The sequence below is a fragment of the Legionella yabuuchiae genome (assembly GCF_900640115.1).
In the GTDB taxonomy this organism is placed as follows: domain Bacteria; phylum Pseudomonadota; class Gammaproteobacteria; order Legionellales; family Legionellaceae; genus Legionella_A; species Legionella_A yabuuchiae.
In genome coordinates, this window is sequence record NZ_CAAAIW010000003.1 from 126,215 (window position 1) to 145,499 (window position 19,285).

Below are 19,285 nucleotides of genomic sequence, written 5' to 3' on the forward strand. Positions count from 1 at the left end.
TTATAGGACAGCGCTATGAAATTAAATGTATTGTTGTTATGTGATAAACCTAAAAAATCAAGGAATGCGAATACTATTCTCGATCATATTTCTGCTTTTGAGCAACATTCCGAACATAATATTTGTATTTATTCCATCTTTGGTGATTTTCCAGTAAATCTGGTTTTAAGTAAATTTGACGTAGTTATTGTTCATTACACTCTATCATTACTATATGATCATTTTATTTCCTCTATAGCTAAGCAGAAATTACGTGAATTTAAAGGTTTAAAAATTTTATTTGTGCAAGATGAATATCGGCAAATTAATAAAATGATTTCCGAAATTAATTTTATTAATTTTGATGTATTGTTTACTTGCTTTCCACCCTCGGAAATTGAACGTATTTATCCTTTATCAAAATTACCTAATCTTACTAAGCATAATAATTTAACGGGTTACATTCCTGAAAAACTAATTCAAATTTCGTCTCACAAAAAAATCTGTGAACGCACAATTGACGTAGGGTATCGGGGTAGAAAAATTCCTTTCTGGCTTGGCGAGCTAGCCTACGAAAAATGCTTTATTGTGGATCAATGGAAGAAATTTACTGCAAATGCGAACTTGATTACCGATATTTCCTATCACGAACAGGATCGAATTTATGGTGAAAAGTGGATTGAATTTGTATCTTCTTGTAAAACTACTTTGGGAGTCGAAAGCGGTGCCAGTGTTATGGATTTTACTGGGCGATTAGAGAAAATAGTTGATTTTCATCAAAAGACTTTTCCGGAAGATTCTTTTTATGAGGTTCAAAAATCTTATTTAATTGAACATGAAGGAAAGTATAAGCTTAATCAAATTTCTCCTCGATGTTTTGAAGCCATTGCGTTAAAAACCGTTTTGATATTGTATGAAGGAGAATACTCAGGGATTTTAATTCCAGGGCAGCATTATATTAGTTTGAAAAAAGATTTCAGTAACATTGATGAGGTGTTGAGCTGTATTAAAGACGATGATTTTTTACAGCAAATGGCTGAAAGGGCATACAATGAAATTGTATTGAGTCAACAATACAGTTACCAATCATTTATTAAAAATGTCGATCAAGTTATTTCTTATGAGTTTATATTGCGCAATAAAATTAAAGTTCCCACATCTTATGAAGAATTATTACTAGATATAAATTCAGTGGAGCCGGAAGTGTTTATACCAAGCGAAATCGCTTCCCCTCGACTTATAAAATTAAAAAAACGGGTTAAGACAATACCAATATTGAATTTATTTATGCGTTCAATAATTAAGATTATTAATCCTATTATTCATAAAGTTCAAAAAAGAGTCGATCAAATCTAAGGCGATTATGAAATTAAATATCTTGTTATTATGTAATAAACCACAAGTTGGTGTTGATGCGAATACAATTGTTGATCATATTGAAGCATTCGAAAATTATTCAAGCCATAAAATTTGGCTGTGTTCTAATTTGGGACAACTTTCCAAAAAGCTTCGGCTGGAGCAATTTGACGCTATAATAATCCATTATTCCCTATGCTTACTGAATGATTACTATTTATGCCGTAATACAAAGGAAAGAATTAAGCATTATAAGGGATTAAAAGTTGCTTTTATCCAGGATGAATATAGGCAAATAAATAAAATGATTGGGGAACTTGCTTATCTTGATCTAGATGTTTTATTTACCTGTTTTCCTGAAAATGAAATGGAAAGGATTTATCCTGAGTATAAGCTTCCGAATGTCGCTAAGTTTACTAATCTCACAGGGTATATTCCAGAAAGACTTACTAACATTTCAGACCAAACTCCTATTAGAAATCGTCAGATGCACGTGGGATATCGCGGGAGAAAGCTTCCTTATTGGTATGGTGAGCTGGCTTATGAAAAATGGAATATTGTGGACCAGTGGAAGCAATATGCGGGTAAAGGGAATTTAAATATCGATATTTCCTACCATGAAAAAGATCGTATTTATGGCAGTAAATGGGTTAAATTTTTATCTTCTTGTAAAACAACTTTAGGTGTTGAAAGTGGTGCCAGCGTGATGGACTTTACTGGGGATCTAGAAAAAATCATTGATATGCATCAGCTAAAACATCCTAATGATACATTTCATGTGGTACAAGAAAAATATCTGCTAAACCATGAGGGAAAATATAAATTAAATCAGATTTCCCCAAGATGTTTTGAAGCGATAGCATTAAAAACGGTTCTTGTTCTTTATGAAGGAGAATACTCTGGAATTCTAATACCTGATCGCCATTTTATTTCCTTAAAAAAAGACTTTAGTAATATTGAGCAAGTGTTATCTCGCATTCAAGATGATGATTTTTTACAAAATATGGCTGATCTTGCTTTCAAAGAAATTGCACTAAATGTTGAATATAGCTATCGTTCTTTTGTGAAGAGGGTGGATAAAGTTCTTTTACAGGAGTTTTTAACTCGAAATAAAGCAAAAGTCATAGAAGGTTATACAAGAAAACAATTTGAAGCGGATATTCGGCATATACCTCTTAAAAATTTATTATTTAAAAACGGTTTGATTGTTTATCAGAAATTACCTTTAAAGCTAAGATTAGTAATTAAAAGTATCCTAAGACCAAACACTATTTTAAATATGCTTTATCATAAAAAATAATTAGTATTATTATTTATATTGAAAATTTTAAAGCATTTAATAAAAATCAGAGTTATCCCGTAAATTAGTAAAAATAAAATGATTAAACCCAATATCCTATTTCTAGCCGATACTGCCCACCACACCAGGGCGGTTACTGATCACATTACGGCTATAACCTCTTCAGAGAACATCAACTGGCATGTAATAAACTCGCTTATCAATCGCACGGCTGATAAGCTGGATTTATCAAACTTTGATGCGGTTGGGATTCATTATTCAATTAAACCTTATAACAATTACTACCTATCCGCTGCCTTAAAGCATAAAATTGCAAGCTATGGGGGAGTAAAATTCTTATTTTTACAAGATGAGTACCAGAAAGTTAATTTGGTGCAAGACTATTTGTGTAATCTAGGATTTCATCTTTTATTTACCTTGGTTAGTCCTAACATGGTCGATGTGGCCTATCCGGATCCTCGATTAAAATCGTTAAAAAAAGTGACGGTGTTAACGGGCTATGTCCAGGATTATATGAAACAAATCGAGGCACCCTTAATTCAAGATAGGCCTATTGATGTTTCCTATCGTGGTCGACGATGCGAATATTGGTTGGGTAAACTGGCTTATGAAAAAGAATGGATTGCAAATGAATTTAAAAGACGTGTGGGGGTAAGACAGCTCACGTTAGATATCAGTATTGATGAAGCGGATCGTGTCTATGGTGAGGCTTGGTTACAGCTTTTGAAAAATTCAAAAGCAGTTTTGGGAACTGAAAGTGGATCGAGTATTTGGGATTTTGATGACAGCATTCGTAAGCTAACTAACCGTTACTTAAAAAAAATTCGCACAGAAAATTTTGATTTGGTTTATGAAAACGTCTTAAAACCTTATGACGGCAAAATTCTTTATAACGCTGTTTCACCTAGAGTGTTTGAAGCGGCAGCCACTAGAACGCCTATGGTTATGTTTCCTGGAGAGTACAGTGGTGTTTGTAAGCCAGACGAGCATTATATCGTTCTTGAAAAAGATTTCTCGAATTTAGAAGTTGTGTTGGAAAAAATTAGCGATGATGATTATTTACAAGCGTTGGCCGATAGAACCTATTCAGATTTAATTGAGTCCGATTTATATTCTCAACATACCTTTAGTGAGCTCGTTGAAGGAGAGCTATTAGCTCAGATTAAATCTATAAACAAGGAGAACACCGAAGCAGAACTGTCTGTACAAATCGATGCAACCCTCGCAAATTATAAATATCTTAATCGTCTACGATGTTTGTACACAGAACTGAATTTTATTGTTTTGAATTTTATTCAATTGTTATGCGATCCCAAATATTCATTTTTAAAAAAAACTCAAGTACTTTTTAAAAGTATACACCGGTATATTACCTACCTCATGCCTAGACTTCTGGAAAAAAAAAGCAAGTAAAATCAATTTAAAAATTGTTTCAAATTTTTTAGCACAATTTACCTTGGTTAATTTTGTTCTCATAATTGATTAAATAAAAACAAAATTGCAGGGGGAAAATCTAAAATTTTAGAACAGATTCAGGGAGTGAAGAATGGGTATTTAGTGAAAGATGATATTAATATACCCAGTAGATATGCCCGTGCCCTATGGAGTTTTGGGTTTTTATATTAACTCGCTGCAATTTCAGCGATTCATTTTTTCCACAAAACCTTGGATCTTTTTTGTCTTGTTGAGTAGCATTACGTTTAAATATACTATAGTTCTTTTTTTGAACTCGTTTTAGAGACTCATTGAATGCTGCTTGATAAGCTTAAGTATGGGAAATTAGGAGCAGAAAAAAGGTTTGATGTATTATGCGCGTTTGATAATAAACATATCTTACCCGATGAAAATGAGTTGTTAACCAAAATTGAAATAATCCAACGGCAATTTAAATCTGGATGGGAAATACAAATCTCACGGAAAAAGATTTACAAGTGCTTTTTTCGTCTTTTTTAAGGATAAATAATGGGAAAGTTGGCTTCCTACTGGCAAAAGCTCTACTTTAAATTACCAGTTTTAATCTTTGATATTTTATCCATTCCTATTGCTTGGCATTTAGCCTTTTGGTTTCGCTATAATTTTGAGTCGATCCCTAAACATCCTTTAAATGCCCATTCATTTCTGTCTTTAACTCTTTTAACGGCCATACAGGTTTTTTGTTATTACCATTTCAAGGTATACCGGGGAATTTGGCGGTTTTCCTCGGTAAAAGATGTAGAACGAATTATTCGTGCGGTGGTTTGTACGATTATGGTGATTATCCCAACTTTTTACATTACATCACTTTTACATGATATCCCTCGCTCAGTGTTACCCCTATACGGAATTATTTTGATCGCATTACTTTGTGGCGCTCGTTTAGCATTGCGTTTGTATGTCGATAAACATCAACTGTTTAATGATTCCTCTGAAATCAAGCGGGTGTTAATCGTTGGGGCGGGTAGGGCAGGAGAAGGATTGATCCGCGACTTAAAACGAAACGATATGTATTTACCGATTGGAGTTGTTGATGATAGTCCTAATAAAAAAGGCGTTGAACTTCATGGGGTGCAAGTACTAGGCACAATTACTGAGCTGAATAAACTGGTAAATCAACATGAAGCGGATCTAATTTTCATAGCCATTCCTTCCGCAAGCTCCGCTACTATGCGGCGCATTGTTCATCATTGTGAGGCCTGTAACATTCCCATTCGTACCTTACCAGGGTTGAATGCGCTAGCTTCAGGGCACGTACAGGTGAATGCGCTTCGTGAAGTCAATATTGAAGATTTGTTAGGGCGGGATCAGGTTGAGCTTAATTGGGATTCTATTCTGAATAATCTTAAGGGCAGAAATATTCTAGTGACTGGTGGGGGTGGCTCCATTGGATCAGAGTTATGTCGTCAGGTGATGTTGCAGGCCCCCAATAAGTTGCTCATTATGGATAACTCTGAGTTTAATTTGTATCAAATTGAACGGGAGCTAAAAGAAACGTACCCGATGGCATCTATCGAAATTGCTTTGGTAAGTGTTTGTGATCAAATTGGCGTCGAGGCTGTATTTAAACAATTTAACCCTGAAATTGTTTTTCATGCCGCAGCGTTTAAACATGTCCCTATGCTCGAAAATCAAATCCGTTTGGCAGTGCAAAATAATATTTTAGGCACACAAATTGTGGCTGAAGCCAGTACTGCTTCAGAGGTAACTAAATTTATCTTAATTTCCTCAGACAAAGCGGTAAATCCAACGAATATTATGGGCGTAACCAAACGGGTTGCAGAGATTTATTGTCAGAATTTAAATTTACATTCTTCTACACAATTCATTACGGTACGTTTTGGCAATGTTTTAGGATCAACAGGCAGCGTGATTCCTTTATTTAAACGCCAAATGCAAAAGGGGGGGCCTCTTACCGTTACGCATCCAGATATTGAACGTTATTTCATGACAATTTCAGAAGCGTGTCAGCTCATCTTGCAAGCTATGGCCAATAGCAATGGCGGAGAAATTTTTGTATTAGATATGGGAGAGCCCATTAAAATTAAGTATCTAGCTGAGCAAATGATTCGATTATCTGGCAAAGAGCCAGGCAAAGATATAATCATTGAATACGTGGGCTTAAGACCAGGTGAAAAATTATTTGAAGAGTTATTTCATCAGTCTGAACAATTAGAACAAACGGAGCATAAAAAACTTTTTAAAGCAAAATTTCGCCAAATTGATTGGGTTGAACTTAAGCAGATTATGCGACTATTAAATAATGCTTGCATGACTTATATGGAAGACGAGTTATTAGTGTTGTTAAAGAATTTAGTTCCGGAATATCAAATTGGAAATCAAAGTGAAACGACAGGGGGAGTAACCGTTTTTAGGGAAAAAATTTGATTTTATCGCCTTGTTAAATTTAAAACATTTCATGGGAATGAGTTAATCTTTGGATAAGCGAGCCATTCGATTTATTACCGTAGGTTTTAACCCATGCGAACTTGCTTCTAGCTTACTTCTGTTAATAAAGCGTTTAATCTAGAATGCTTTTTCGCGCTTTCCACTCCAGGTTGATCAAAAGGATTGATGTCCCAAATGACGCTTTGTGTGTAAATCTTGTGTTCATAGAGTGCGACTAAAGATCCAATTATATAAGGGGTGCAATCGTTTAATTGAATATGATTTAGAGGGATACTGCCAGGTATAAATTCGACAGGATTTTCTTGATTGTTAACCCCTTGACTCAAAATGTTCATTTTTGCAGCCGCCATATCGTGTATAAGCTCATCCTCAAATGATTTTAAAGTAATAAAGTCCACGGTTGCTTTGTGCGTGCCTTGGCAAAGTAATTGGTAATAACTATGCTGTGCTTGATTTCCTAACCCTCCCCAAACAATAGGTCCGGTCGCATAATGAACAGGGTTGCCCTGATTGTCGATGGATTTTCCATTGCTTTCCATATCCAGTTGTTGGATATAGGGAACCAATTTTTCAAGTTGAGCGGCATAGGTTAAGATTAAATGGGTGTGGATGGAGAAGAAATTGTTATTCCAAATGCCGATAAGGCCCAATAGGGCTGGTAGGTTTTCATGAACATCGCTCTTTAAAAAATGTTCATCCATCTCCTGTGCGCCTTGCAAAATAGCGCTGAAATTCGAATAACCAAGTGCAATTGCGGAGATTAAATTGATTGCAGAACAAAAAGAATAACGACCGCCTACCCAATCCCAAATTGGCAATACATTGTTTATACCAAATTCATTCGCTTTCTGCCGGTTCGCTGTAACGGCAATGAAGTGCTGCTGATAATTAGCATGAGATCCAATCCATGCCAACGCTTTGCGGCCATTATACAAGGTTTCTGGGGTTGTGAATGACTTGGATGAAACAATAAAGAGCGTAGTTTCAGGATTAAGATCTCTGACGGTTTGTTCAAAACCCTTAGGATCAACGTCGGGGATAAAATGATAACTAAATTCACGAGAGGTGTAGTCTCGTAACGCTTGAATGCAAAATCTTGGACCCAGATCAGAACCACCGATGCCGATGTTAACGATATCTTTTATGGGTTTACCTGAAAACCCCAACCATAATTTATTACGAATGAGCTCAGATATCCGTTTGATTTCATGACGGGTGTTAATTACTTCCGGCATGATATTTTTGCCCTGTGCGGTAACGACATTTTGATCAGGGGCGCGAAGTGCGGTGTGAAGTGCGGGGCGTTGTTCACTACGATTGACGATTTCACCATTCATTAATGCAGCAATCTTTTCCTGCAACTGACAGTCTCGCGCTAACTGTGTTAGTAAAGAGAGCGTATAAGGAGTAATTGCTTGCTTAGAAAAATCAAGCGTAATATCGCAGGCTGAAAGGGCGTGGGACTTAGGTTTTGGTTGTGAGTTAATTTTAGAGCGAATATCCGCTGCATGATGTTCTAATGATTTCCAGGTAGTCGTTTTTCTTGAAAGATTCATGTAAACTCTATTTTTTTTTAGACGATAAAATATCATTTTAAGCTAAGATAATAAAGCGATAAGCGCTAATTGATCCAGTCTAGGCATGAAAATTTTGCTCCTGATCCAATAAGAAAAATGCCACGTCTTTGCGAGCGTTAGCGAAGCAATCCAGATCGATACTTCATTAAAATCCCGTACTGGATTGCTTCACTTCGTTCGCAAAGACGACGATATTGTTTTCATGCGTAGCCCTGGCTGATTGATCTTTTTAGGTGACTAATGATACTCACAGGTATTCTAAGCTTTGTTCTATCCTTTTTTCTAACCGGGTTGTTAAGAAGACATTCTTTAGCGAAAAATATTATCGATATTCCTAACCATCGTAGTTCTCATACGTTACCTACTCCACGAGGTGGTGGCTTATCGTTTGTTATTCTGTTTTTACTTAGTTTACCGGGTTGTTTATATATAGGCTTCATAGATCAAACCTCATGTTTTGCATTATTCATTTCAGGAGCTATTGTTGCTGGATTAGGGTTTGGAGACGATGTAGATGAAATACCTGCAAAATGGCGATTTGTGGGCCATTTTGTGGCAGCAGGGATTACGATACTCTGGCTTGGAGGATTGCCCCCCATCAATATCTTAGCTTGGACGTTATTTCCTGGTCTGCTGAGTTCTTTGTTAGCGCTATTTTATCTGGTGTGGTTAATCAATTTATATAATTTTATGGATGGTATTAATGGTTTAGCCAGCATGGAAGCGATAACTACTTGTTTGGGTATGATCGTTTTATATTGGTTCATGGGACATTCTGAAATCATCCTATTACCATTGCTACTGTCTTTGGCGGTAGCAGGATTTATGGTGTGGAATTTTCCAATCCCCCGAATTTTCATGGGTGATGCTGGGAGTGGGTTTCTAGGGATTACGTTAGGGACGTTTTCTATCCAAGCGGCATGGGTGGATGTGGAGTTGTTCTATTGCTGGTTGATTCTTTTGGGGGTATTTATCGTGGATGCATCGCTTACGTTGCTACGTCGATTGAGCAGGGGAGAGAAGATTTACGAAGCTCATCGGAGTCATGCCTATCAGCATGCGGCACTTCGATTTAAAAGCCATATCCCAGTTACGTTTGGTGTTCTTATCACCAATCTCTTTTGGTTATTCCCGATGGCAGTTCTTGTTAGTCTGGGTGTTTTAAAAGGATTTTATGGCTTGCTTGTTGCCTATATTCCCTTAGTTATTATAGCAATACACTTCAAAGCAGGCGCATCCCAGGTACAGATTAGACCCAATACTTGAAGAAAAAAAGCTAGCCAATAGTCATATTTTTTGGCAAAATTGCGATTTTTGCTCAAATTTTATTGGACAAAAATAAGCGTTTGCTTTTTCCACGAGTAAGCCCTGAACCAAGGATATTACCTAAGTTCAATTCATTTCAGGTATGAATCTTCGCTTGTGCGTAGATAACTGAGTCATGAACGTGTCTGATGAAAGCATAAAAAATGCCCACTTTGTGAATTCTTAATGTTCTCTTAAGGATTCTGAGATAAAATTAAATTAAGCAATAGGCTTGTTTATTGTGTTTAACTAGGTTGTCTTGAGTACCATGGATTGTTCTATGGATGAGTAAGATAACTACCCAAGGGAGATTTTATCCATGTTAATTTTAACTCGCCGTATTGGCGAAACCTTAATCATCGGTGATGATGTAAATATTACGGTATTAGGGGTGAAAGGAAATCAAGTGCGTTTAGGTATTAATGCACCTAAAGATGTATCCGTACACCGTGAAGAAATTTACTTGCGTATCCAGCAAGAAAAACAAGGCAGTGATACAGAAGAAGTTGTATAACACCGAATTCAGAACCACAGTCTTCCCGTCCCGTGCAATATAGATGTGCGGGACGTCAATCCATGCTTCTCTTCAATAAAGTATCTCCAAACGACACATAATGAGTGTTCCCGTTCTGATCAATGACTTTTAATTGTCCTAACTCATTAATGCCTTGAGCTTTACCACTAATTTCTCCGTTGAGTTGCGACACAGTAATTAATTGATTAAACAGATAATCGGCTTCATTCCATTCAGTTTGGAAGGCCTGTAGGCCACGAGTTAAAAATCGATTTGAATATTCATGTATGTATTTAATAAGATGAGCCACCAAGAGATTGCGATCAAAGTTGGATTGTTGAGTGATATCAGCTAACGAACACCAAGACGATTCGTAATTTGAGTTAGACGCGGTCTTTGCATTCACATTGATTCCTATGCCAATAATCACATCACTGATTCCATGACTTTCAGCTTGGATCTCGATAAGCGTTCCGCTCAATTTTTTATCCTGCCAAATTAAGTCATTAGGCCATTTAACTTTAAGGTCGTTTATAGAGGTTAACGATTGAATGGCTTGTCGAATGGCTAAGCTAACGACCAAACTTAACCCAGATAGTTCAGATAAGCTGCATGCAAATGGGCGGCGTAATGATAAATACAAGTTTTCTCCAAAAGGAGAGTACCAATGCCTATTGAATCGGCCTCGTCCATGGGTTTGCATTTCTGCACAACACAGTTCAACTTGAGCGCTAGGTGGAAGTGTTTTTAAATACCGATTGGTCGAGTCAACTGAAGCAAAGAGATGAAAGGTTAGTGGGCGTTCAAACGACAGGTCATTTAGAATTTCTTTTATGTGATGTTCATCAAGCAATCTCAGTGGTTTCGTGAGTTGATAACCTTGCTGGGGCAAGCTCTGAATGGGGACGCCAAGCTCAACAAGTTGTTTGACTTGTTTCCATACTGCGGTTCGAGAAATTCCAAGGGTTGTTCCAATGTCAGTTCCACTTAAACAACGACCATCACTTAGGCACTGAATAATTTCGCGCTGTGTTTTATTGAGTTGAATCATGAACAATTAAAACCTAAATCTGATAGGGCATGGAAGCGAATTTCAGAAATGGTAGGATGATAACAAATGGCGGCGCAGCAGGCCACGGTGGGCATAAACGAATGCAATTGCCAAGTCGTGTTATGAAGAGAATCATAAATCGATTGATGAACGGGTGGCAATAGTGGGAGCGTCAGTTGTTTCGTTGGGTAGCTAAGCCCAAGTCCGCATGCCTTAATTAAGGCTTCCTTTTGTGTCCAAAGATGAAAAAAACCGAGAGGCCTAAGCGTATGGGGAAGTTGTGATAGAGCTTTATTTTCAGATTCAGAAAAAATATGTTGACCAATTCCTTCGTAAGGGCGTGCAGAAAAATATTCTAAATCGATGCCAACGGGGTGCTGAACGCCCACGACAAGCAATGCTAGGTCACGTGAATGACTTAGATTAAACTGTAAGTCTTGATCTTCAAGCCCTGGTTTCCCATGAGCATTGTAGGAAAAATTCAGACTATTTCCAGAACAATTGAGATAGCGAGATAAAATGCAACGCACTAGGGTATGAGCAACAATATGTCTTTTTCTATGGATTGGAAAATGAAATCGTGCGGCACGATCCAGTTCTTCTTTCTGTAAAAGATCTTTAAACGCCTCAACATTTAAAGTTAACGGGAACTGCCAGACATCAATGCGATTTGGAGCTAGTGAGCAGTCATTAATAGGTATTGGAGTAAAGATTGGATTAAAAACAGATCGGTTCATAATTTGGATTTTCTGGCATCCAGTTAAAGTTATGGTTATACTACGAATAGTCCATATTGTAACGAAAATACTCATCTGAATTGAAGATTCTAATGAGTATAAATTAAAAACGAGTATCTAATGAGTCGACAATTTTTAGATTTTGAGCAACCAATTGAAGAGTTAAATCAAAAAATTGAAGCGCTGCGAATGGTCGGTAGTGACAGCGAAGTTAACCTAAGTGAAGAAATCGCAAGACTTGAATCAAAATGCGAAGAACTTACCGCGTCTATTTTTTCAGATTTAGAGCCTTGGCAAGTGGCTCAAATGGCAAGACACCCTTTACGGCCGCAAACAACCGATTATATTGAACATCTGTTTACTGATTTTCAAGAATTGCATGGCGATCGTCATTACTCCGCGGCTCCTGCTATTATTGGCGGATTGGCGCGTTTTCACGGTGAACCTGTCATGGTAATGGGTCACCAAAAAGGAAAGCGCACTAAAGAAAAAGTGTATCGTAATTTTGGTATGGCTAGACCCGAAGAGTATCGGAAAGCGTTGCGCTTAATGAAAATGGCTGAAAAATTTAAATTGCCAGTATTTACGTTTATTGATACCGCAGGAGCTTATCCTGGCATTGGGGCGGAGGAACGCAATCAATCAGAAGCTATTGCACGAAATTTGCTTGAAATGTCAAAGTTAAGAGCCCCTATTATTTGTGTAGTTACCGGTGAAGCTGGATCGGGGGGCGCGCTTGCGATTGGTGTCGGTGATCGCGTCATTATGTTGCAATACGCGATTTACTCGGTGATTTCTCCTGAGGGATGTGCATCCATTTTGTGGAAAAATCCTGCCAAAGCCAGTGAGGCTGCCTCAGCTATGGGGATAACCGCTGATAAAATTCTTGAACATAAGCTGATTGATAAAATTATCGAAGAGCCTCTGGGAGGAGCACATCGCAACGTTAAAGAAATGATGACGCATCTTGATACAATGCTTATCGGTGAGTTAAAGGAACTGAAGTCATTCTCGATGAATGAACTTTTAAAAAATCGGTATCAAAAATTTATGGCGATGGGAGCTTGTGACTGAGACACTTGTAACCAAAGAATGGATTGCTCGCTTAGCGAAGTGCAATAAGCTATTTATTGGTTTCAGTGGTGGGCTTGACTCAACGGTGTTATTGCATGCGTTATCCTTTGAATCTTCTCTTGCAACGAAAATTGTCGCCGTGCATGTTAACCATGGAATAAGTCCGAACGCAAATCAGTGGCAAGAGCTTTGTGAGCACACAGCAGAGATTCTGAAGGTGCAGTTCATGGCGTTTAAGCCAGAATTTTCTAAAGAAGCCAATCTGGAAGAAGAAGCGAGAATTGCCCGCTATTACGTGTTTTCATCCTTAATGAGTACAGAAGATGGGTTAATTTTGGCTCACCATAATGATGATCAAGCAGAAACAGTACTGCTTAATTTATTTCGAGGAGCTGGTGTTGATGGTTTGGCGGCTATGCCAGAAGAAAAACCATTGGCAGAAGGAGTGCTTTTTCGCCCCCTGCTTCATCGAACCCGCCTTGAATTAGAACGCTACGCCAAGGAGCATCAGCTTTCATGGGTTCAAGATGAAAGTAATTTAAATCTTGCCTTCTCAAGAAATTTTATTCGCCACAAAATTATACCGCTACTTTCTACAAAATGGCCGGGCGTTATGAATAATCTAAGCAGAACTTCCGAGCATTGTCAGGAAGCGCAAAGAGTCCTGAACGAGTTAGCATGGTCTGATTCAGGAATGCAAAATCTAAATCAGCCTATTTTATCGCTCGATAAATTAAAGCGCTTAACTCAAGCTAGGCTTACGAACGTTATTCGTCTTTGGCTACGAGCGAATGGGGTGAGAATACCTTCAGCTAAACGTCTACAATCGCTGCTTAACGAACTTATTTTGGCTCGTGCGTTAGCAAATCCGAGTATGGAATGGGATAATATTCAGCTTAAGCGATATCGCCAATCTCTTTATTTAATTAGTTCAAAACCGAATGTTTTGCCGGAACGAATACCTTGGAACAATTTTCCTTCCCATTTAGAGATAAAAGGGCTCGGATGGTTACAAGCAATAGAAGCTCAGAAAGGGCTGTGTATTTCTAAGGGAAGTCAGATTGACGTGCGATTCAGGCAAGGCGGTGAGACATTTAAATGGCATAGACAGACCAAATCCCTAAAGAAACTATGGCAAGAATGGCAAGTACCACCATGGGAAAGAGACAATATTCCTCTGATTTATGTGAATGGACAACTGGCCGCTGTGGTTGGGTTTGCTGTTAGCGATGATGTTTACTGCGAAGATTCAGGTTGGGCAATTGATATCATAAGGTAACAACACTACGATTACGAACCATCTTAGTTATTCACGTGAGGCCTGAAAAATGGTTACTTTAGATACCGATTTTCCATTGGCACTTTATTTTTAGGCATCATGAGGGGGATTTAAAAAAGTTCAAATTCCAGCCAAGCCTTTCTTGTAAAAATATGATATCATTTGTTCTTTTCATGAACTTCTTATTGTCCGGATAGGCCTATGCCAAAGCCATTAATAAATATTACCAGCAAACAGGCCTACTTATTCGCCGCATTTTTAGTGTTATATGAATTTTTAACCTATATTGCGAATGACATGATTATGCCAGGTATGATTCAAGTCATTAAAACCTTTAATGGCCCTGAAAGTGCGGTGGCAAATTCACTAACGGCCTATATTTTAGGCGGCGCTAGCCTACAAATATTGTTAGGGCCTATATCCGATCGTTACGGTCGAAGACCGGTTATGATTTTTGGCGCATTTTTATTTGTTTTGTGCACAGTCCTCATAGCGGTTTCTAACTCATTGTCGCAATTTATTTTAGCTCGGTTTTTTCAAGGGATGGGGCTGTGTTTTATAGGAGTCATTGGTTACGCTACTTTACAAGAAATATTTGCCGAAATGGATGCCGTTCGCTTAACCGCAATCATGGCAAATGTTTCAATTCTTGCCCCATTGCTTGGCCCATTATTAGGCGCTGTATTTATTCATTATTACAGTTGGCGAAGTATCTTTTACATTATTGCAAGTTTTGCTTTGGTTGCTTTAGTGGGGTTATGGCGGTATATGCCGGAACCGATTGGGCAAATAAAACGAGATGGTGAAATCATCCATAGTACCCCACTCTTGCCAAAGATTATTTTTGCAAATTATAAAGCGCTTTTTTCAAATCGCTCTTTTCTTAGGGGCTCTTTGGCATTTGGCGTGTTAGTGATACCTTGCCTTGCTTGGATTGCACTGGCTCCGATCATTTTGGTAAAAGATGCCAAGCTCTCAGTGATTGAATATGGACTTTGGCAAATTCCTGTTTTTGGCGCGTCAATTGTGGGGAATGGGGTCTTGTTACGATTAACACGTCATTATTCATCTCGTCAAATTTTAAAAATTGGAACTTGCATTTGTTCCATTAGCACGATGTTTATTTTTTTATTACCGCTTTTGGCAGGAAATTATTTCATTTGGATAATGCCAGGGTTAATTATTTACTTCTTGGGGCTTGGGATTACTTGCGCACCGTTAAATCGCTTAATTCTTTTTTCAACGCCAATTGCAAAAGGGACCACATCGGCTTTAATGACATTTATTGCTATGATATTTCAGGCCGCGGGAGTCGAGGCGGCTAATTTAATCTATGACTGGCACAGCAATCGACTATTTGGATTTTACTGTGCAGTCACAGGTATTTTGTATGCACTGCTTCTGGTTGGTGGTTTTAAACCCGAAAGGCACTCTTCTTAATGTTACTTGACAAAAAGGTTGTACAACCAGGCAATGATTAAGCCACAGATAAAAGCGTCAATAAACCCAATAATACCTCCAATAATGCTTCCTAATATCGTTGATTCATAGCCAATATAAAGGGTCCCTATTGAATTTACAAAGACTTCACCAAATGTAAAAAAGTAAGACAATAGGCCCAATAATAATACCGAAATTCCCCAGAATATCCCTAATGAAAGCCCTAAAGCTAAGGGACTCAACTTTAAACGGTTCATCGTAATCTCCTTATGAATTATATTCCTATTTAAAGTATAGAACTTTTTTAAAATTCAAGGAGTAAAAATTTATTGGAAAAAAACCAACTTTCAAAGTATTATGCCCGGTTTCGTTGAATAATAAGAATAGGAATCCAAATGTATGTCGCCGGTGTTGACGAGGTTGGACGAGGTCCTTTAGCGGGGCCGGTTGTTGCTGCCGCAGTGATTCTAATCGATCCAATTGAAGGCGTTAAGGATTCAAAAAAACTAACTCCTCTAAAACGTAAGCTTCTAGCTGCTGAAATTAAAGAAAAAGCCCTTTGTTTTGCATATGGGCGAGCTGAAGTCGAAGAAATAGATGAATTAAATATACATCATGCTAGTTTATTAGCGATGAAACGGGCCATTGAGAACTTAGCCTTTCTTCCGGATAAAGTTTTAATTGATGGCATTCATGTTCCCAATGTTAAAATCCCATGTTATCCCATTGTAAAGGGGGATGATCTCATATGTGAAATTAGTGCAGCATCAATACTAGCAAAAGTTCATCGAGACGAAGAAATGGAAAAAATGGAACTTCATTTTCCTGGCTATGGTTTTGCCGATCACAAAGGATATGCCACAAAGGTTCATCAAGAAGCGTTGATAAAGCTCGGACCTTGCACTATTCATCGTAAAGGCTTCATGCGAGTTGCTACGGCGTTAAATCAAGAGGAACAAGCTAGATAATATTCAGCCACACTCCGCTTGCTGTAGTTTATCCGCGATATGTAGGCAAATTGTATCCACTTAAGTATTTTGTTCAAAACCACGTAAATCTAGTTTTGACCTTAGCATGCAACCAATCTAAAGGGATGTTTCGTTCAATAGCTAAGAGATTAACCTTTTGTTTACTGTTTAACAGGCCCAGCGTTACAAAAATCTTCTTTTTTGAAGAACGATACATAAGGATCTTGATGATGATTAATATGAAGAGGGTGTTCGTTTAAAACCGATGTTCCAATAATCATCTCTGGAAAAACTTCTGCAGTTTTGCGCAAATGAGCGTTACGAGCGGCTGTTGGATGACCTTGATATAAACCAGACATAAACACCATGCGAACGTAGCCTTTATCGCAACCCGCGTTATTTATATAAGTGGATGGTTTTAAGGTTAAAAAACCGGTTTGGTCATTCAGCGTTTTAAAGCCAATTTTTAAAGTGGGAAAGGCATCAATATTAATAGCATTTTTAACAAGGCAATAATTTTGTTCCCAAAACTGTTTGTCCAGTTCTTGGTTTTTTTTGCCCGCATGGTTCTTGATGTATTGGAGAAGAGGCTTATATAACTCATCGGTTAGGACAATAAATCCCCCTGTTCCAGTGTCAATTATCGCTTCGCCTTCTTGTTTAGGCGAGCCAGGAATAGGCTTTTCTTGCTGGGTATAAAAGCCATATGTAGTAATTTCATAAAATTTACTATCATGAAGCTTGCTGCTAAATAAAGGTTTAGGCAACTTCATTTCTCCCACATGAAAATAACTGTTTCCTTCTTCTCCACAAAGAACAAACGTAGTTTCTTTATATTTGCTAAAATAATTCGTTAATTTCGCCATGAACGGAGTAAATTTTATCAAATCTTCTCTTAAGTTGTGATGTATCATACCAAGAATACTCGAAGGCTGATCACTGTCTTTGAGCACAAAAATATGCATATCAATTACATGCTCTTTTTTGTCTGTTACTTGGATTGGCGCTCTATATACAGTAGCTGTATCATTGGCGGAGCCATAGCTTAAAGAAAAGGCTTTATTAAGGGGGGCGGAGTTCATTTTTTCGGGTTTTATCGCGCCCTTCGTTAGAGAATGTTTACAACCAGGACAATAGGAACGATCCGCAGTAAAAACCAAACTGGAACTACCTGTATCAACGATTGCTTCAACCTCCTGGGCAGGATCCTGGCCGACTTTGATTTGAGCGGTATAAATTCCATATTGAGGATAATAAGTCAACGGAACAGTTACTCCATCTCCTGGCATCGCCGCTGAGGAAGAGATGATGAACCCAAAATAGATAAAACAGCTGAATAAAATTTTTTTCATTTATTAACCCAATGAATAAATAACCTATTGTTAGTTAAAGTGCTTTTTTTTAAATTGTCAAATTATCCACGTCTCATCGTCTTATAGGACTATTACTGGTTGATTGAGTTTCTTCTTGAGTGTTTCGAGTTTGTAATTTTTCTCGATAAGTTTGAGCTTCTTTATACCATGGAGCGTTAGACTCAAGTACGTCTCGACTGTATTTAGGTTTTAACCGATCAAATATTTGTTTGGCTTCTTTGAAAGACTTATGATTTTCATCTTTGAAAGACTTATGATTTTCATCCAGCTCAACTCCACTTAAGGTATATTTCGAAATGCTTATGCCAATTTGTTTTAAATGGTTGATATATTGATCCGCTACCTTGGCAATGAAGGGATCATTCGTTTTTATATTAATCACGGTTCCTTTACTTAGAATATTTTCAACCATATTCATAACTGTCACAGCAAGACGTTGACGACTTTGCTCTTCCGATTCATCCTCTTTAATAGCAACCTCTTTTTTAGCTAAGCTGGCCCAGGGTTTACCGTCTTTCATACCTAAGGTGTAAGTATGGTTAGCAGGAGATTTTACTTCGGTCCCCGTACCTAAAAATTCACGCGCCTCTTTTTCAGTAAGAATTGTGGCATCAGGGAAATTGATTCTGATGACTTGTTCACCTTCTATTTCTTCAAAAAGATCTTTATTAGATCGACTTTGAAGCGCATTTCCATTTCGGTTTAATAGCGCAAAAATTTTGTGCGTAGAGGCTGGGCTTTCTGAATCTTGGTGGGGTAGTGCATGCTCAGATGTTGATATATTTTGATTTTCCCTAGGAGAACTAGGGGGTGTTGAATCCGAGCTAGAAATTTGGGGCGAGGTAACATATTGTTGCTCTTCTTCTAATTCAGGCGAATTGGATTGTATCCTACTAGTGGATTCAGATATTATCGATTGCATGGGGGAAGGAGGGGGAGAAACCGTTTCAGTTTTTTGCTGTAAAACTGATTCCAATTCAGTACGAATCTCATTCCAACGTAAAATTAATCGATCAAACGCTTCTTGCTGCTCTGGCGTAGGTTGCCGATTTGTCCATTGTTTTGAAATTAAATCAACTTCACTTTGATGCTTATCAATGCGATCCTGGGTGATTTCAACCCCATCATGCTGTATTTTTTCGAGAAGTCGTTCGCTTTTTGAGATTCTTGCTTTTAAATTCGCTAATAAAATTTGATAAATTTTCTCGCTCAAAAGATCTGACTGTCTAGATTTTACTCTGATGTCTTCGCTGGCTGTTGCAAGGATATTTTTCAATTCATCAATTTCGGCTAAAAGAGCAGCATTTTCTCCCTCTAGTGCTCTGGTTCGTTCTTGTAATGCCTGATTTTCTCTTTGAGTCGTGTTTAAACGCGTCTCAAGTTCTGATGTTTTTTGAGTAGCTTCTTGAGCAGCGCGTGTTTGTTGTTCAAGAAGGTCGCTTAATCGCTG

16 protein-coding genes are annotated in these 19,285 nt (G+C 37.8%); 10 read left to right on the forward strand and 6 right to left on the reverse strand.

All coding sequences use genetic code 11. The features are described 5' to 3' along the window. The first annotated feature begins 15 nt into the window (after positions 1-15). The 4 genes from E1O47_RS02055 (at position 16) to E1O47_RS02070 (ending at position 6,496) form a co-directional block, all read left to right on the forward strand. Positions 16-1,335 (forward strand): hypothetical protein, encoded by a 1,320-nt coding sequence (locus E1O47_RS02055; RefSeq protein WP_133129604.1) that lies wholly within the window; start codon positions 16-18, stop codon positions 1,333-1,335. A 7-nt stretch (positions 1,336-1,342) separates the two neighbouring features. Next, entirely contained in the window at positions 1,343-2,635 is a 1,293-nt protein-coding gene (locus E1O47_RS02060; protein ID WP_133129605.1) for a hypothetical protein, read from the forward strand. Between the two features lie 78 nt (positions 2,636-2,713). Then, positions 2,714-4,048, forward strand: coding sequence for a hypothetical protein (locus E1O47_RS02065; protein WP_133129606.1), 1,335 nt, complete (start codon positions 2,714-2,716; stop codon positions 4,046-4,048). A 549-nt stretch (positions 4,049-4,597) separates the two neighbouring features. After that, positions 4,598-6,496 carry a polysaccharide biosynthesis protein gene (locus E1O47_RS02070; RefSeq protein WP_133129607.1) on the forward strand — a complete coding sequence of 633 codons (1,899 nt, stop codon included), beginning with the start codon at positions 4,598-4,600 and terminating at the stop codon, positions 6,494-6,496. 107 nt (positions 6,497-6,603) lie between these two features. Here the strand turns inward: E1O47_RS02070 and pgi are convergent, their stop codons facing one another. Further along, a complete protein-coding gene (gene pgi / locus E1O47_RS02075; RefSeq protein WP_133129608.1) occupies positions 6,604-8,073 on the reverse strand; it encodes a glucose-6-phosphate isomerase in 1,470 nt (489 codons plus the stop codon). Positions 8,074-8,334: 261 nt separating this feature from the next. Between pgi and E1O47_RS02080 the strand changes: the two genes are divergently transcribed. Both E1O47_RS02080 and csrA read left to right on the forward strand, forming a co-directional pair. Further along, complete coding sequence (locus E1O47_RS02080) at positions 8,335-9,360, forward strand: MraY family glycosyltransferase (protein WP_133129609.1); 1,026 nt, start codon at positions 8,335-8,337, stop codon at positions 9,358-9,360. Positions 9,361-9,718: 358 nt separating this feature from the next. Further along, a complete protein-coding gene (gene csrA / locus E1O47_RS02085) occupies positions 9,719-9,913 on the forward strand; it encodes a carbon storage regulator CsrA (protein WP_058529628.1) in 195 nt (64 codons plus the stop codon). A 55-nt stretch (positions 9,914-9,968) separates the two neighbouring features. Here the strand turns inward: csrA and E1O47_RS02090 are convergent, their stop codons facing one another. Both E1O47_RS02090 and E1O47_RS02095 read right to left on the reverse strand, forming a co-directional pair. Beyond that, positions 9,969-10,964 (reverse strand): biotin--[acetyl-CoA-carboxylase] ligase, encoded by a 996-nt coding sequence (locus tag E1O47_RS02090; RefSeq protein ID WP_133129610.1) that lies wholly within the window; start codon positions 10,962-10,964, stop codon positions 9,969-9,971. After that, complete coding sequence (locus tag E1O47_RS02095) at positions 10,961-11,701, reverse strand: 4'-phosphopantetheinyl transferase family protein (RefSeq protein WP_133129611.1); 741 nt, start codon at positions 11,699-11,701, stop codon at positions 10,961-10,963. Before E1O47_RS02095 ends, E1O47_RS02090 begins: the two co-directional genes overlap by 4 nt. Before the next feature lie 120 nt (positions 11,702-11,821). Here E1O47_RS02095 and E1O47_RS02100 point away from each other — a divergent pair, with 120 nt between their 5' ends. The 3 genes from E1O47_RS02100 (at position 11,822) to E1O47_RS02110 (ending at position 15,494) form a co-directional block, all read left to right on the forward strand. Then, positions 11,822-12,775 (forward strand): acetyl-CoA carboxylase carboxyltransferase subunit alpha, encoded by a 954-nt coding sequence (locus E1O47_RS02100; protein WP_133129612.1) that lies wholly within the window; start codon positions 11,822-11,824, stop codon positions 12,773-12,775. Beyond that, entirely contained in the window at positions 12,768-14,054 is a 1,287-nt protein-coding gene (gene tilS / locus E1O47_RS02105; protein WP_133129613.1) for a tRNA lysidine(34) synthetase TilS, read from the forward strand. The genes E1O47_RS02100 and tilS overlap by 8 nt, the downstream gene beginning before the upstream one ends. Before the next feature lie 201 nt (positions 14,055-14,255). Continuing rightward, a complete protein-coding gene (locus E1O47_RS02110) occupies positions 14,256-15,494 on the forward strand; it encodes an MFS transporter (protein ID WP_133129614.1) in 1,239 nt (412 codons plus the stop codon). Between the two features lie 2 nt (positions 15,495-15,496). Here the strand turns inward: E1O47_RS02110 and E1O47_RS02115 are convergent, their stop codons facing one another. Then, positions 15,497-15,751, reverse strand: a complete 255-nt coding sequence (locus tag E1O47_RS02115) for a bacteriophage holin (RefSeq protein WP_133129615.1) — start codon at positions 15,749-15,751, stop codon at positions 15,497-15,499. 120 nt (positions 15,752-15,871) lie between these two features. On the opposite strand from E1O47_RS02115, the gene rnhB reads away from it, so the two are divergent. Beyond that, positions 15,872-16,462 (forward strand): ribonuclease HII, encoded by a 591-nt coding sequence (gene rnhB / locus E1O47_RS02120; protein WP_207384279.1) that lies wholly within the window; start codon positions 15,872-15,874, stop codon positions 16,460-16,462. 161 nt (positions 16,463-16,623) lie between these two features. On the opposite strand, the gene E1O47_RS02125 is transcribed toward rnhB, so the two are convergent. Next, the gene (locus E1O47_RS02125) at positions 16,624-17,814 is read right to left on the reverse strand and encodes a pepsin-like aspartic protease (protein ID WP_133129617.1); all 1,191 of its coding nucleotides are present in this window, start codon (positions 17,812-17,814) and stop codon (positions 16,624-16,626) included. A 73-nt stretch (positions 17,815-17,887) separates the two neighbouring features. Next, positions 17,888-19,285: hypothetical protein (locus E1O47_RS12210; protein WP_165475022.1), on the reverse strand; the 1,398-nt coding region annotated here is incomplete at its 5' end.

What these genes read in the sequence shown, in the direction of transcription:
- E1O47_RS02100 (WP_133129612.1), top strand. Translation starts at nt 11,822, where the DNA reads ATGAGTCGACAATTTTTAGATTTTGAGCAACCAATTGAAGAGTTAAAT.
- E1O47_RS02060 (WP_133129605.1), top strand. Translation starts at nt 1,343, where the DNA reads ATGAAATTAAATATCTTGTTATTATGTAATAAACCACAAGTTGGTGTT.
- E1O47_RS02080 (WP_133129609.1), top strand. Translation starts at nt 8,335, where the DNA reads ATGATACTCACAGGTATTCTAAGCTTTGTTCTATCCTTTTTTCTAACC.
- E1O47_RS02110 (WP_133129614.1), top strand. Translation starts at nt 14,256, where the DNA reads ATGCCAAAGCCATTAATAAATATTACCAGCAAACAGGCCTACTTATTC.
- E1O47_RS02065 (WP_133129606.1), top strand. Translation starts at nt 2,714, where the DNA reads ATGATTAAACCCAATATCCTATTTCTAGCCGATACTGCCCACCACACC.
- E1O47_RS02090 (WP_133129610.1), bottom strand. Translation starts at nt 10,964, where the DNA reads ATGATTCAACTCAATAAAACACAGCGCGAAATTATTCAGTGCCTAAGT.
- pgi (WP_133129608.1), bottom strand. Translation starts at nt 8,073, where the DNA reads ATGAATCTTTCAAGAAAAACGACTACCTGGAAATCATTAGAACATCAT.
- E1O47_RS02070 (WP_133129607.1), top strand. Translation starts at nt 4,598, where the DNA reads ATGGGAAAGTTGGCTTCCTACTGGCAAAAGCTCTACTTTAAATTACCA.
- csrA (WP_058529628.1), top strand. Translation starts at nt 9,719, where the DNA reads ATGTTAATTTTAACTCGCCGTATTGGCGAAACCTTAATCATCGGTGAT.
- E1O47_RS02125 (WP_133129617.1), bottom strand. Translation starts at nt 17,814, where the DNA reads ATGAAAAAAATTTTATTCAGCTGTTTTATCTATTTTGGGTTCATCATC.
- E1O47_RS02115 (WP_133129615.1), bottom strand. Translation starts at nt 15,751, where the DNA reads ATGAACCGTTTAAAGTTGAGTCCCTTAGCTTTAGGGCTTTCATTAGGG.
- E1O47_RS02055 (WP_133129604.1), top strand. Translation starts at nt 16, where the DNA reads ATGAAATTAAATGTATTGTTGTTATGTGATAAACCTAAAAAATCAAGG.
- E1O47_RS02095 (WP_133129611.1), bottom strand. Translation starts at nt 11,701, where the DNA reads ATGAACCGATCTGTTTTTAATCCAATCTTTACTCCAATACCTATTAAT.